This is a genomic window from Paenibacillus dokdonensis (assembly GCF_004916975.1).
Lineage (GTDB): Bacteria > Bacillota > Bacilli > Paenibacillales > Paenibacillaceae > Paenibacillus_AQ > Paenibacillus_AQ dokdonensis.
This window is the reverse complement of the sequence record NZ_STGQ01000002.1, coordinates 596,057-611,399: the sequence shown is the minus strand read 5'-3', so window position 1 is coordinate 611,399 and position 15,343 is coordinate 596,057. Positions and strand designations below refer to the sequence as shown.

The window sequence follows — 15,343 nt, the reverse complement described above, 5'->3', positions numbered from 1 at the left end:
AAGTGGATTTGGAAGAGGTATCATAATATCTGTCATCATTAAAGGTAGCCCGGAGGAAGTGAGAGAAGAAAAATGCTGAAGAAGAGCTACCAGAAGTATATTAAGAACAAGCTTTTCAATAAAATGATCCTGATCTATACGATTATCACCACAACCACATTTTTGACGCTGGCATTCGTCATTTTTTATTTTATCTCCCAATCATTTCAGGAAAAGGAGCTGGCAGCACAGCAGAAGACCGTGCACAGTGTCTCCGAGTATTTGAATCTGAAAATGACAAACGCGGAGCAGGCCGTACTGCAAATTTATCAGGATAATGCACTGTCCGATGATTTTTTGGCATTTATGAAAAATGATTATGAAACCTACATTAAACATCATCTGGACGTGTATACGGAATCCGGATATTTCGCTTCCAGGAATGTAGACAGCTTCATTCGTGGCCAGTTGGAAAAAGATACAGACCTGTCCAGCATTATGCTGTACAGTAAAGAGAAGAAATTCGTGTATCGTTATGAGCAAAATGATAACCAGGAGTACCAGCAACTGAGGGAAGGCGAAGGGATCCCCAAAGAAATGATTCCTTTACTGGGCAAGGATCTCTCAGGTGATATTAATCTGAAGTTTAATACAGTGATTGCCTCTCCGGAAACAGGCACATACAGCATTGCATACCGGATCAACGATCCCGCGACGCTGAAGGATGTCGGATATATTCTGCTCGTGTATCCCACTCAAAATATATTCAAGGCCATCGATAACATGAATCAGAACTTTACGGGTCATTTGATGGTGATGCTGCCAAACGGGGAGATCATGTTCGATACAGCGGCCAAGCCGACAACGAAACCATATCCCTATTACGATCAGGTCATATCGGTGAAGGGACAGGAGCGGCTGATGCTGGATGAAGACTCGTTTGTTACCCGGCAGGATAACAGCAAGTCCAAGCTGGAAGTCGTGCAGGTAGTCCATGTATCGGATGTGGAGAAAAGCTATGGCAATTTGAAGAGGTTAATTATCGGTCTGACGGGACTGAGCATCCTAGTGACCTTTTTATTATCGTATTTGGCAGTGAAAAATGTATCCAGGCGTACGCAGAATATTATTCACGGGATGCGAATCGTCCGTAACGGAAACCTGTCGGTCCGGCTGCCGGTCGTACGTGAAGATGAGCTTGGTGATATATCCGCCAGCTTTAATCAGATGTGTGAGGACTTAAACCGGCATATCCATCAAGTCTACATTTCCGAAATTAAACAGAAACATGCGGAACTGGTGGCTTTTCAGGCTCAGATCAATCCGCATTTTTTATACAACACGCTTGAAGTCATCCGGATGAGGGCGATAGCCAAAGGAGCGGATGATGTGGCTGAAATGACGTATATTTTATCATCGCTTTTCAAATATCTGGTGAAGAAAGAAACGATGGTAAAGCTCAGTGAGGAAATTGAAAATTCCCGCAATTACCTGGAGATGTTCCGGATACGCTACAAGGAGCGTTTTCATTTTACCATCGATGTGGAACCGGGTGTGCAGCAGGCTTCCATTTTGAAGTTATCGGTACAACCTGCGATTGAAAATTATATTCTTCACGGGATTCGTTCAGGCCGAACCGATAATTGGATAGGTATTCATGCGTATGCGGGAGAGCAGGGCATCCTCATTGATATTAAGGACAACGGAAAAGGTATATCCGGTGAAAAACTGGCAGAAATTCAAAGCCGGTTAAAGGAGCCAGGTGAGTTTTCGTCGGATTCGCTGGGACTCAAAAATGTGGCGGAACGCCTGCGGCTGTTGTACGGAGATCCTTACGGATTGAAGATTGACAGCACACCGGATCAAGGAACGCGGGTATCCATCTGCATCCCGTTTTCAACAGAGGAGGAACAGCATGTATAAAGTGTTTCTGGTGGATGATGAGCCGTTTATTGTAGAAGGACTTTATTCCATCTTGGACTGGTCCGATTATCAACTCGAGATTATTGGAAGTGCAGAAAATGGTAAGGAAGCGCTCGCTTCGCTGCAGGAGCATCCGGCGGATATCTTGATTACGGACATCACGATGCCGGAGATGACGGGGCTGGAGTTGATTCGGGAAGCAAGAGCCTTGTTTCCCGATTTGAAAATAATCATCCTCAGTGGTTACAACGAATTCAACTATGTTAAAGAGGGCATGAAATACGGGATTGAAAATTATCTGCTCAAACCGATCAATGTGGAAGAACTGAAGCAGACATTGAAAAGCACAGTGGATAAAATCCAGAGCACTCAAGCGCAGACCATGGCCCATCAAGATATGGACATTTTACGGAGCAATATCCTGAACCGGTGGGTGAGTGGACAAATTGAGCATGATGAGCTGCTCGAACGGGGCCAGCTGTTAAGCTTAGAGATCCCGCATGAATGTTATGAAACCGCTGTGATTAAACCGATGATTCCCCCGAGCCCACAGCATGAAGACTTGATTCTATACCGCAACGAAAAGCTGGAGCAGGTGTATCAGCGGGTACGATCAATGACGGAGCATGATGAGCTGGCGCCAGGAATTTGCTTTGTGGATTGGGACAGCGATATTGTCGTTGTGTTTGGATACGGCAGCAGTGAAGATCAAGATACCGTGGAAGCTGCATTCAACCAGCTGATGGATCAGCTGCGCATTATTTATCCGTTTGAGCTGTTGGTATCGATGGGCGAGCTGCAGAGCGGTCTTGACGGGGCGGCGGAAAGCTATCGGGATGCCAAGAGAGTACAGCAATTTTTTCTGATCAGCCCGCATCATCTGATTCTGACGAATAAGCGGGTAGAGGAGTTGAAAAACCAATCCGGTAGCAGTATCCATGTGCCGGATTGGGGTGAGTATTCCAGGCTGCTTCTATCCCTTCAACAGGAGGAACTGCTGCAGCGGATTGAGAACGATCTAGACCAGCTATCCAGTACGGAAGGAATTACGCCGTACCAGGTTCAGAACCGAGTTGTTGAAATGATTATCTGGTTCAAACAGGCCATTAAGGAAGCGAATCTTCCTGATCCGGAGGAAGCTGAGGGGTATAAGAGCATTTTTGCAGGCGTATTCAGTTCTCTGACCATGGGCGAATTAAAGAAACAAGTTATGCTAGCAGCCGAGAATGTTATGGCATATCTGCAGGGTCAGCAATCGCTGAGTCCGGTGGTGAAGCAGGTACTGACACAAATCCATGAGCATTATGCGGACGAGCTGTCGCTGAAGCTGCTCGGACAGGAATACAATATTAATGCGGTTTATCTGGGACAACTGTTCCACCGCGAAACGGGAAAGTCGCTCTCCGATTATGTAAACTCCTACCGTATTGAGAAGGCCAAGGAGCTTCTGAAGCGCTCAAACCTGAAGGTTCAGGAAGTGGCGCGAATGACGGGGTATCTGGATAACAGTTATTTTTTCAGACAGTTTAAAAAATACGTCGGCGTCTCGCCTGCGGAATTCAAAGGGCTGGTGTGATCCAATCGGATCGCATCAGTTTTTTGTTTTTAGGGGCAAAGGCTTACATTTACAGCTAATTTTGTAGCGATCTATGCCTATGGACTTATTTTGTATTTAGTTTGTCCATCAATTCTATAGTATTTCAACTTTTTCGGAAAACGCTTTCAAATTATACTGAATGTACAGAGGGGGAGGGACGAACATGAAAGGCTTTGCCAACATGCTAAAAAACATCAGCCGGAACAAGTGGTTTTTGTTGATGGTCTTGCCGGCAACCATTTGGTTCCTGCTATTTTCCTATTTGCCTATGGTGGGTACGATTATAGCTTTTAAAAGCTATCGCTATTCCAGGGACGGATTTTGGGCAAGCTTGTTTCATAGCGACTGGGTCGGATTCAAGAACTTTAAGTTTTTGTTCGCTACCCAAGACGCTTACATCATAACTAGGAATACGCTGCTTTATAATTTGGCCTTTATTATTCTGGGCCTGATCTGTTCAGTGGCAATGGCAGTTGTATTGAGTGAAATTGTAAATAAAAAACTCGCAAAAGTGTATCAGACGGGGATGTTTCTGCCACACTTTTTGTCATGGGTCATTATTGGTTATTTCGCATTCGCTTTCCTGAGTGAAGACAAGGGGGTTCTGAACCAGATTCTCACTGGTGTCGGGCTGCACCCAATCTCATGGTATTCGGACAAAACCTATTGGCCAGTCATTCTGATTGTCATGAATGTATGGAAAGAGCTCGGATATACAAGTGTCATGTATCTGGCGGCGATCGTCGGCATTGACCGTTCGTATTACGAAGCGGCCATGATTGACGGAGCAAGCAAATGGCAGCAGTTCAAGAGCATTACACTTCCATCCATCCAGCCGCTGATTATCACGCTCACGCTGCTGAATGTGGGACGCATTTTCTACTCTGACTTCGGTCTGTTCTTCCAGCTACCGCGCGATTCGGGAGCACTTTATGCGGTAACCAACACGATCGATACTTACGTATACCGCGGTCTCACAGCAACGGGCGAAATTGGCATGAGTACCGCCGCCGGATTATACCAGTCGCTGGTCGGATTTATTCTGGTCATGGCTGCCAACCTGATCGTTCGGAAGATCGACAAGGACAGCGCATTGTTCTAATCCAGAAAGGGGGTAAAGGCTTTGGCCAAGACAAGAACTTTAAATCAGCCTTCACGGCTGTCTAACACGGTTTTGAATGTGATTGCATCTGTTTTCTCAATCGCTTGCGTATTTCCATTCCTGTTCGTCGTTATTATCTCGTTTACGAATGAGAAGGCGCTGGCAACGGATGGATACCGTATTATTCCGAAAGAGTGGAGCGTTGAGGCTTACAAGTATATTTTCAAGACGGGTGACCAGCTGCTGCGATCTTTTGGGATTACCGTATTGGTTACCGTGGCAGGTGCGGTGCTATCACTGATTCTGATTTCGCACTTTGCATACGCAATTTCCCGTTCCAGTTTCAAATATCGTAACTTCTTTTCGTTTATTGCGATTTTCACGATGCTCTTTAACGGAGGCATGGTGCCATCTTATATCATTAACACCCGTATGCTTCATTTGAAGGACACGCTCTGGGCACTCATACTGCCGCTAGCGGTAAACGCCTTCTACATTATGATTATGAGGACATTCTACCGGACGACAGTACCGGATGCCATCATTGAAGCGGGCAAGATCGACGGAGCCGGTGAGCTGCGCGTATTCTACAGCGTTGTGCTTCCGATTTCGCTTCCCGGTCTGGCTACGATTGGCTTGTTCAGTACACTGGGCTACTGGAATGACTGGTTTAATGCCCTGCTGTACATTGACAGCCCAAATCTGGTACCATTGCAAGCACTCCTTATGCGTATCGAGAACAGCATGCAGTTCCTGGTAACGAACTCTGCAATGAGCAGCTCGGGTCAAGGTATGGCTCTACTTAGCTCTTTGCCTCAGGATTCTGCGCGAATGGCGATGGTCGTTTTGGCAACTGTGCCAATCGTACTGGCCTATCCATTCTTCCAAAGGTTTTTCATTTCCGGTCTTACAGTAGGTGCGGTGAAGGGCTGATTTATCAGCCCGAGCGCCTGCTCGTGAGTCAACCCATTACCGGTAAATTGAAAATAGCAATTTAGTTCCACAGCGTAAGCAGTAAATTGAGAAAGATCAACGAAGGGGGATTTTCACATGTGGAAAAAGAAATTGGCTACCATGGTCAGCTTGGTCACTGTATTTTCAGTTGTACTCGCCGGATGCGGCGGCTCCAAAGATGAAGGATCCAGCGCAAGCGGTAGCGACAAGAAAGAAAAGCCTTATCAACTGGTTTGGTATCAAATTGGCGATCCGCAAAAGGATACAGATAAGGTTGTTGAAAAGATCAACGAATACACCAAAGAGAAAATTAACGCAACCGTTGACCTTAAAATGATCGGCTTCGGCGATTACAGCAAAAAAATGCAGGTAATCACCGCTTCTGGTGAGCCTTACGATATCGCATTTACATCTTCTTGGGCGAATGACTATCTGCAGAATGTTGCCAAAGGCGCATTTGTAGCGATTGACGATCTGCTGGATAGCAAAGGACAAGGAATTGTGAAAGCGCTCGATCCGAAGTTTATTGAAGGCGCGAAGGTAGACGGTAAAATTTATGGTATCCCTACCAATAAAGAAGTAGCAACACAAAGAGTATTCCGCTTCAACAAGCAGTTGGTGGAAAAAGACGGGCTAGACATCTCCAACGTGAACTCGCTGGAAAGCCTTGAGCCAATTTTGAAAACATTCAAAGAAAAAGAAGGCTACGCTCCACTATGGGGAGACAAGAATACATCTCCTTATCTGGCCTATGACTTCATTACTGAGAAATTGCCAATGGCGGTACCATTTAATTCAACCGATTATAAAGTCGTGAATTTCCTGGATCAACCTGATACAATGAAGACATTCGAAACATTGCATAAATATTACAAGGCAGGATATCTTCCAGCTGATATTGCAACATCAACCAACTCCGATTATCAGAAAAACGGAAAATGGCTCGTGGATATGGCTGACAGCCAGCCATACGCAGATCTGACTTGGTCCCGCAGCATGGGTTATGATGTAGAATCCAAGCCTGCTGGTGATGCAATTGCAACGAACACATCTGTTCTCGGCTCGATGATGGCAATCTCCAGCACTTCCGAAAATCCAGAGAAGGCGATGGAATTCCTGAACCTGCTTAACACCGATCCTTATCTCCGCAACCTGGTGGATATGGGTATCGAAGGAACACACTACAAGAAAAATGCTGACGGAACCGTTACAGACCTGCCAGCTTCAAAAGACTATGACATGCCTTCCTTTGCTCTTGGCAACGAGTTCATTCTGAACCTGTATGACAATGATCCGAAGGATAAATGGGAACAGTTCAAGAAATTTAATACCGATGCAAACAGCAGTCCGCTGCTTGGTTTCCACTTCGATCCATCTAAAGTGCAAACTGAAATGGCAGCCCTTAAAAACGTATCGGATGAATACATGCCTGCTCTGATGACAGGTACAGTGGATCCGAAGGATTACATCGCTAAAGCTGACCAGAAGTTCAAAGCTGCAGGACTTGATACCGTTATGGCTGAAGTTCAAAAGCAAGTGGACGAGTGGAGAGCGGCGCAAAAGAAATAGTTTGACCCTTTCGTAATTTCAGAAGAGCAGTACAACAAAGAAAAGACCTGGACGGCACACATGCGCTTGCCAGGTCTTTCTATTCATGTCCAAGCACTCATTATATGTTTTAATACAAGAGAGGAAGTTACTCACTATGACAACTGTATTACCAGCTGCCATTCAAAAGGCGATGAAGAAAGCAGACGAAACGCTGCAAAACGAAAAACTGGCAAAGATGTTCCGTCAATGCTATCCGAACACGCTGGAAACCACCACTCGTCTGCTTGACGATGGCACGACTTTTGTATTTACCGGCGATATTCCGGCAATGTGGCTGCGTGATTCCAGTGCCCAGGTGCGTCAGTACCTGCCGTTTGCTAAAGAAGACAAGGATTTGCAGCGTCTGATTGGCGGACTGGTAAGCCGTCAGGTGGAATGCATCCTAATTGATCCTTATGCGAATGCGTTCAACGAACAACCGAACTATAAAAGCTGGGATCAGGATTTGACGGAGATGGGCCCTTGGATTTGGGAACGCAAATATGAGATTGATTCACTTTGCTACCCGATACAGCTAAGCTACCTTTACTGGAAGGCGACGGGCAACACGGATATTTTCGACGCCAAATACAGAAAGGCTGCGAAGTCGATCATCGAGCTTTGGAAAACAGAACAAAATCACTTTGAAGATTCCCAATATTTATTTGCGCGTACACAAGGACCGAAATCGGACACGCTCCGTAACAACCGCAAAGGGATGCCGGTAAACTATACCGGAATGACCTGGTCGGGCTTCCGCCCAAGCGATGATGCCTGCACATTTGGCTATCTGGTTCCTTCCAATATGTTTGCTGTTGTCGTTCTTGGTTATATGGAGGAAATTGCCCGGGAAATTTACAAAGATGAGGACTGGGAAGAAGCAGCAGCTGTGCTGAAGGAAGAAATCGACTTTGGCATCCAAACATATGGCACTTACCGCCATCCAAAGTACGGCAAAATCTATGCTTATGAAACTGACGGCTTCGGCAATCACAATCTGATGGATGATGCCAATGTACCAAGCCTGCTGTCCATTCCGTATATCGGCTATGCGGACAAAAATGATCCGGTGTACCAGAATACCAGACGTTTCATCCTGAGTGAAGAGAATCCTTATTATTATGAAGGCACAGTCGCCAAAGGCATCGGCAGCCCGCATACGCCTGACCGCTATATTTGGCACATCAGTCTGGCTATGCAGGCGCTGACATCTATAGATGCAGCCGAGGTGCAGGAAATCGTAGATACCATTCTGCGTACAGATGCCGATACTGGCTTTATGCATGAGGGATTCCATGTGGATGATCCATCACAGTTTACGCGCCCTTGGTTTGCATGGGCTAACAGCATCTTCGCTGAACTGATCTGGGGACTTATTGAAGAAGGAAAAATAAAGCTGTAACGCTGATCCATGGGAGCGAAAGGAGCGAACATTCTTGAGCGATATGTTGATATTTTATGATAAATCTTTTCCGTATGAGGGAGGACGGCCGGGAGAGCAGGAGCTTCACATGCTGCAGGAAGCGGGTCAAGTGGCAGATGCTGATGGACTTGAGTCTGCGCTGAACGAGCTTGCGGGAGGTACACTGGTGATGCTGCATGCACCTTATGTGCCGAAGCAGGCGTGGACGGCTGTACTGGCCTTCTTGAAGCGTGGTGGCAACCTGGTCAGCCTGGGCGGGGCACCATTCAAACGTCCGGTAAGAAAGTCAGAGGGCAAGTGGAAGGTCGAAGCAGAGCAGACTGCATATCATCAGCAGCTTCATATACATGAGGCGCTGCGCGTCGAGTCGGATCCGGTAAAACTGCTGAATGCAGATACGCTGAATCCGCTGTTTGAAGGTCATGAGGCACTGTTCGAAGTGGCGGACACCTGGAATCTGGTTCCGCATGTTACGAAAAATGTGGAGCTGCCACATCAAATGGGCTCGGCTGGCTCGATGGATACGCAAATTTCAGCCGTACTCAAAGGTATCTCGGCTGAGGGGCGTGAAGTTGCTGCGCCTGCAGTCCTGTGGGAGAACAGCAGGGGACCTTTTGCGGGTGGACGCTGGCTGTTTGTCAACCAAAACGTGAGTAAGCATTTTTGGGAACAGGGCGGAGCGGAAGCGCTGCTTGAGTGGGCTGCATATTGCAGTCATGGCGTCACCGAGTGGAGCCTTAAGCCAGGCTATGCGGCTTATCTGCCAGGAGAACGCGCAGTCCTGACGCTGCAGGCGCAGGATCTTGGGCGCGATGTTGGAGAGCAGCTGACGGAATGGAACTTCTCCATTACCGTACATCATCAGGATGAGCAGGATCCCGTTTTTGCAACAGAGGTCTCCATTCAAGCTGGTCATGAGCTTGAGATACTGCGCATTCCTGTTCCAGTGGATATAAAGCCGGGAATGTATAGGGTAGAGTGCCGGGCGGAGTCCGAGCATGGAGAGACACGTCTTCTGAAGCAGGGATATTGGGGACATGATGCTGACTTGCTCAGCGAAGGGGCTCCAATAACCTGTGGTCGCGATTATTTCATTAAAGATGGAAGACCTTTGCCTGTCGTAGGTATGACATACATGACATCCGATGTGGCACGTAAGTTTCTGTTTTTACCAAATACGGCAGTTTGGGACCGGGATATGGCTCAGATGGCGCATGCGGGCATCAACTGGATCCGGACCGGAATCTGGACCGCATACCGTAATATCATGCAATCGGATGGACATGCTTCCGAGGAAGTACTGCGTTCCATTGACGCTTTCCTGCTGACTGCGAAGAAGCATGGATTGCAGGTAACCTTTACATTCTTCTCGTTTACACCGGAGGCATGGGAAGGCTTGAATCCTTATTTAGATCCGCGCAGTCTTGAAGCACAAAAGCGTTTTATCCGTTCCATTACCCTGCGCCACAAGGCGACGTCCAATGTGGATTGGGATTTGATCAACGAGCCGTCGATGTTTGACCCGGAGCGTATCTTCTCGGATGGACCACGTTCTGCGCGTGACCCGTTTGAAAAGGCGGCATTTGTGGAATGGCTGAAAAATCGCCATGGAGATATTTCCGCTCTGCAGGAGCGTTGGAACATGACACCGGAGCAGCTGCCGAACTTCACGGCTGCGGTACCGCCGGAGGCTTCAGAGATCAACTTCGACATTCAGGATATCCACTCGGGCAAGAAGGGTACCCGCTGGCTGGATTATGTGCTCTTCTCCATGGATATGCATAACCGCTGGGCATCCGAGCTTACAGGAGCTATCAAACGGGATAACGCGGATCAGCTCGTGACTGTAGGTCAGGACGAGGCACTTGGCGCATCGCGGCCATCACCGTTTTTCTACGGCGAGGCCGTAGATTATACGACAGTTCACTCCTGGTGGCTTAATGACCAGTTAGTATGGGACGGTATCTTTGCCAAGACCGTGGACAAGCCGAACCTGATTCAGGAAACCGGCATTATGTATGTGGAAACACCAGACGGACGCGCCAAACGGAGCGAGAAGGAGCTTCGCTCCATCCTGGAACGTAAGTATGCATATGCGTTCTCAACCGGGGGCGCAGGCGCAATCCACTGGATTTGGAATACCAATTTCTATATGGATAACGCCAATGAGTCGCATATCGGAGCCCTGCGTGCCGACGGTACTGAGAAGCCGGAAGCGGATGTGTCCTATGACTTCGGCAGCTTTATAGGCAAGACCCGCGACTTGTTCGTAGAACGCCAGCTTGAAGACGTGGTCGCTATTTTCCCGTACTCCAATGACTTCTCCAACCGTAAGCTGGCCTTTGAAGCAACGACACGTTTGACCCGGATTTTATCCTATGAGCTGAAGGTACCTTTCCGCGCAGTAGGTGAGTACCAGATTGACGATCTCAGACAGGATGCTCCTCCTAAGCTGATTCTACTGCCAAGCGCGCACAACATCGCTGATGAGGCATTCGAGCGCCTGCTGGACTATATCAAGGAGAGCGGATCTACGCTGCTTGTGACAGGACCGATTGGGCTGGATGCTTACTGGCATCCAACAAGCCGCTTACAGGAGGAATTGGGGCAATTCGAGAATGGTACCCGCATGCTCAGCAATGTGCTGAGAGAAGAGGTGCTGGAGCTGGATGGGAAACAGCTGCCGGTATCTTTTGGAAGCCGGAAAATTGCCCAGCTGCTTAAGGAAATTCCTGGGGAACAGGGCGGTGTCAACGGGGCAGCTCAGACGGCAAATACAGAGCCGACCAAACTCATAAAAATGTCCATTGGTAATGGACAAATGTTTTTCTGCCCGCTGCCTGTTGAAATGAATGACCGTGAAGAGACGGTTACCGAGCTTTACCGTTATATCCTCGCTGAGGCGGGTTACAAACCGGAAATCAAGTGGCTTTCTGGGGAAGTTTCTGGAATTTACGGCAGAAAGCTTCTATATAAAGAGGGCGCGCTTTATGTTTTCGTTTCCGAGCAGGCGATGAATACGCCGGTAGCTGTCAAGGATGAAGCGACTGGAAAAACGTATGCCTTTGAACTCGAAAAGGAACGCTCTGTGTTGTTCGCGGTAGATGGACATGGAGAGCTATTGTCAGTGTACCGTCCGCATGAAGTGAGCGTTGAAGTAAGGTAGCTTTTAAATATAAATAAATTATGATTTTTACTAAACAGCGAGAGGAGAATCACCTCACATGACATCTGAGACTAAGTCTAAAAGAACCGCACACATTATTTCACATACCCACTGGGACAGAGAATGGTATCTGCCATACGAAAAGCATCATATGCGTTTGATCCGGACCATGGATGTACTGATGGATACTCTGGAAAAAGATACGGAATACAAAAGCTTTTATCTGGATGGACAGACGATCATCCTGGAGGACTATCTTCAAGTTCGCCCGGAGCAAAAGGAACGTCTGGAGAAGTATATCAACGAAGGCCGTATTTTCATCGGGCCATGGTATATTCTGCAGGATGCATTCCTGACCAGCGGCGAGGCTAACATCCGCAATATGCAGATCGGGCACAAGGATGCCCGCCGTTATGGACAAATATCCAAAATCGGTTATTTCCCTGATACATTCGGTCTTGTAGGACAGACACCGCAGCTTATGCGCCAATCCGGCATTGATAATGCCGTGTTCGGCCGCGGCGTTAAACCGACGGGCTTTAACAACACCGTCGCTGACTCTGATTATGAATCTTCGTTCTCCGAGCTGATCTGGGAAGGACCGGACGGCTCCAAGGTACTGGGTATTCTGTTTGCCAACTGGTATAGCAACGGCAACGAGGTACCTGTAGATCCGGAGGAAGCGAAAATTTTCTGGGACAGAAAGCTGGCTGATGCTGAAAAATATGCATCGACCCCTGAACTTTTATACATGAACGGATGCGACCATCAGCCAATCCAGACAGATCTGGCAGAGGCACTCGAAACCGCGCGGTCTCTATATCCGGATACGGAGTTCGTGCATTCCAACTTCCCTAAATATCTGGATGCGGTGAAGAAGGCCAAAGATGGCGATCTGTCCGTCGTTCGCGGCGAACTCCGCAGCCAGCGTACCGATGGCTGGGGAACGCTCGTCAATACGGCTTCTGCACGTGTTTACTTGAAGCAGATGAACCAGCATGGACAGGCAATGCTTGAAAAGGTGGCCGAACCGCTGGCTTCGTATGCCCGCATCGCTGGCCAGGAGTATCCGCATGATCTGTTTACGTATGCGTGGAAAACGCTGATGCAGAACCATCCGCATGACAGTATTTGCGGCTGCAGCGTGGATGAAGTCCACCGTGAAATGGTCACGCGATTTGCGAAAAGCCGCGATGTTGCCGAATCGATCATTGAGGAGAGCAAGCAGGCGGTAGCCGATGCGGTAGACACTTCCGTTTTCCGTACATTCGGGGAAGATACCGTTCCGTTTGTTGTATTTAACACAACCGGCTGGAAGCGCAGTGGCACCGTGTCCGTTGATCTCGATGTGCAGCGTGTATACTTCCGTGACGGAGGTACCCTTGAAGAGATGAGCCGCCGAATGAAGGAGCTTGATCTCGGGGCTCGTGCCGTGGTGGATGCGCAAGGCAAGCCAGTGGCATTTACGCTTGAGGATCTTGGTCTTCGCTTTGGTTATGATCTGCCGGATGACAAATTCCGTCAGCCATTTATGGCGCGTGCTGTCCGAATTACGTTGGAGGCGAACCAGATTCCTTCGCTTGGTCTTAGAACCTATGCTTTGGTTGGCGGATCTGCAGCCGAGGGGCTATCGATTCAAGCAGGCTCCCTTGTGAAAGAGGGACATGTCATGGAAAATGACAACCTGCGAGTAGAAGCCGCAGCAAACGGCAGTATTACAATTTCCGATAAACGTACAGGCCGTGTGTACAGCGATCTGCTGATCTATGAAGATACCGGCGATATCGGCAATGAATACATGTATAAGCAACCGGAGGGCGAAGAGGCTCTGACAACCAAAGACCTGAAGGCTTCCATTCGTGTTGTAGAGGATACGGCATACCGTGCTGTCCTGGAGATAACCCATGATTGGGAGGTTCCTGCCTCTGCCGACAAGCTGCTGGATCAGGAACAGGTAGAGTTGATCTATTTCCCTGTGCGCAAATCGCAGCGGGTGAAGGAAACTGTTCCGATGAAAATCAGCACGCGGGTCACACTGGAACGGGGAGGCAAAGGCGTCAAGGTAGAAGCCAGCTTTAACAATCAGGCAAAAGATCATCGTGTACGGATGCTGATGCCTACGGACATCGAGTCTTCCAACCATCATGTGGATTCCATGTTCGAAATTGTGACTCGTGATAACAATCCTACCAAGGAATGGAAAAACCCAAGTAATGCGCAGCATCAGCAAGCTTTTGTTGATGTCAGCGGTGATGGGGCTGGCCTTACGGTAGCCAATCTGGGTCTGAATGAATACGAGGTGCTAAGGGACGGCCGCAACACGATTGCTGTGACCTTACTCCGTTCTGTAGGCGAGCTCGGTGACTGGGGGCATTTCCTTACACCAGAGGCTCAGTGTTTTGGAGAGCATACGGTTCATTTGGAGCTCATCCCTCACAGCGGTGATGGTGTTGATACCGGAGCTTATCAGGAAGCATACCAGTTCCAAATTCCATGGACTGTCAGCCAAACGGGACTGCATGAAGGAACCATTCCTGCAGAGCACACAACCATTACATGGGAGTCTAAGAATTTGGCCTTCTCTTCTTGGAAAGTAAACGAGGAGTCTGGCGATGACATGCTGCGCTGGTTCAACATGAAGTCTGAACCAAGTACGCTGGAGCTTCAGCTCACCAATCAAAACAGTTCCGTGTACAAAACAACCATTCTCGAGGAATCCAGTAAGGATCAGCTTGAAGCGCGTGCGAACCGCGTCGAACTGCCTGTTGGATCTTGTGAAATTGTAACGGCTGGTGTTCGGCATCTTTCGTAATCAAGAGTAAGCTTAAAGTGGGGAAAAGGGGACTTATGAAGTCTCCTTTTCCCCAATTATTAAATAATTCCATAAAGGAATTTGAAGTATTCCACCGAATAATAAATAATGCATTACATAATTTTTTTCATTGACAGATGAATTCGTTTCCAGTAAATTTGAACGTATTATATTAATTGTCAATTGTGTTAGGTAACCTGACATGAAAAACAATAGTTTTACAATGTAAGCGGTTTACATTTTTACTGTCACTTCCAAACGACCATTTCTCGTTCAGGCATCCTCTGCTTTTAACATTAAAATTCGATATGAAATGGTATCCTTTTTCACGATAAACCCTGTACTGGCGCTAGATTTTGAACATTAAAAAAAATTAATACGAAGTGCCCAAAAAAAATATTGACGTGATATAAATTTACACGTATCATTTACATTAAATTTATATAGGAATTTTTAACCAGTACGATCTATTGTCATTCTTGCTGATTTCAATTGACCGATGGTCATTTAAAGCATTAATGCTTTATTGCGTTATTAGGTCCGCGTAAATTTGTCCGGATTGTTCACAATTTCAGCCTAGTCTGGGATGAACATTTTCGGGACTGGAATCTCCTAAAATTTGGATATATTGAATTTTAATATATTGTTTCACCTGTTGCCGTCGTCTTGTTTGAACGTTGTTGATACAAGAGGGGGAATTGTCTCAAACGTAATTCGGGGGTCTGTAGAACGAATTCAACACAGGTGTAAAAGTCCCTAATAGTCAGACTGACATGTTTCGTTTGAACTATTAGAAA

At 47.4% G+C, this 15,343-nt stretch carries 8 protein-coding genes; all 8 read left to right on the top strand.

Annotated features, from left to right (window positions below; translation table 11 throughout):
* Nucleotides 1-72 precede the first annotated feature (72 nt).
* The 8 genes from E6W40_RS20745 to E6W40_RS20710 all read left to right on the top strand — a co-directional run bounded on the left by E6W40_RS20745 (nt 73) and on the right by E6W40_RS20710 (nt 14,546).
* Complete coding sequence (locus E6W40_RS20745) at nt 73-1,902, top strand: cache domain-containing sensor histidine kinase (RefSeq protein WP_136607512.1); 1,830 nt, start codon at nt 73-75, stop codon at nt 1,900-1,902.
* A complete protein-coding gene (locus E6W40_RS20740) occupies nt 1,895-3,478 on the top strand; it encodes a response regulator transcription factor (protein WP_136607511.1) in 1,584 nt (527 codons plus the stop codon). The genes E6W40_RS20745 and E6W40_RS20740 overlap by 8 nt, the downstream gene beginning before the upstream one ends.
* A gap of 184 nt (nt 3,479-3,662) precedes the next feature.
* Nucleotides 3,663-4,601, top strand: coding sequence for an ABC transporter permease (locus E6W40_RS20735; protein WP_136607510.1), 939 nt, complete (start codon nt 3,663-3,665; stop codon nt 4,599-4,601).
* 21 nt (nt 4,602-4,622) lie between these two features.
* Nucleotides 4,623-5,534 carry a carbohydrate ABC transporter permease gene (locus E6W40_RS20730; RefSeq protein ID WP_136607509.1) on the top strand — a complete coding sequence of 304 codons (912 nt, stop codon included), beginning with the start codon at nt 4,623-4,625 and terminating at the stop codon, nt 5,532-5,534.
* 117 nt (nt 5,535-5,651) lie between these two features.
* A complete protein-coding gene (locus E6W40_RS20725) occupies nt 5,652-7,124 on the top strand; it encodes an ABC transporter substrate-binding protein (protein WP_136607508.1) in 1,473 nt (490 codons plus the stop codon).
* A 136-nt stretch (nt 7,125-7,260) separates the two neighbouring features.
* A complete protein-coding gene (locus tag E6W40_RS20720) occupies nt 7,261-8,547 on the top strand; it encodes a glycoside hydrolase family 125 protein (RefSeq protein ID WP_136607507.1) in 1,287 nt (428 codons plus the stop codon).
* Nucleotides 8,548-8,590: 43 nt separating this feature from the next.
* Nucleotides 8,591-11,734: a beta-galactosidase gene (locus E6W40_RS20715; RefSeq protein ID WP_136608180.1), complete on the top strand. Its 3,144-nt coding sequence runs from the start codon at nt 8,591-8,593 to the stop codon at nt 11,732-11,734.
* Nucleotides 11,735-11,792: 58 nt separating this feature from the next.
* The gene (locus tag E6W40_RS20710; RefSeq protein WP_136607506.1) at nt 11,793-14,546 is read left to right on the top strand and encodes an alpha-mannosidase; all 2,754 of its coding nucleotides are present in this window, start codon (nt 11,793-11,795) and stop codon (nt 14,544-14,546) included.
* Nucleotides 14,547-15,343: the final 797 nt, after the last annotated feature.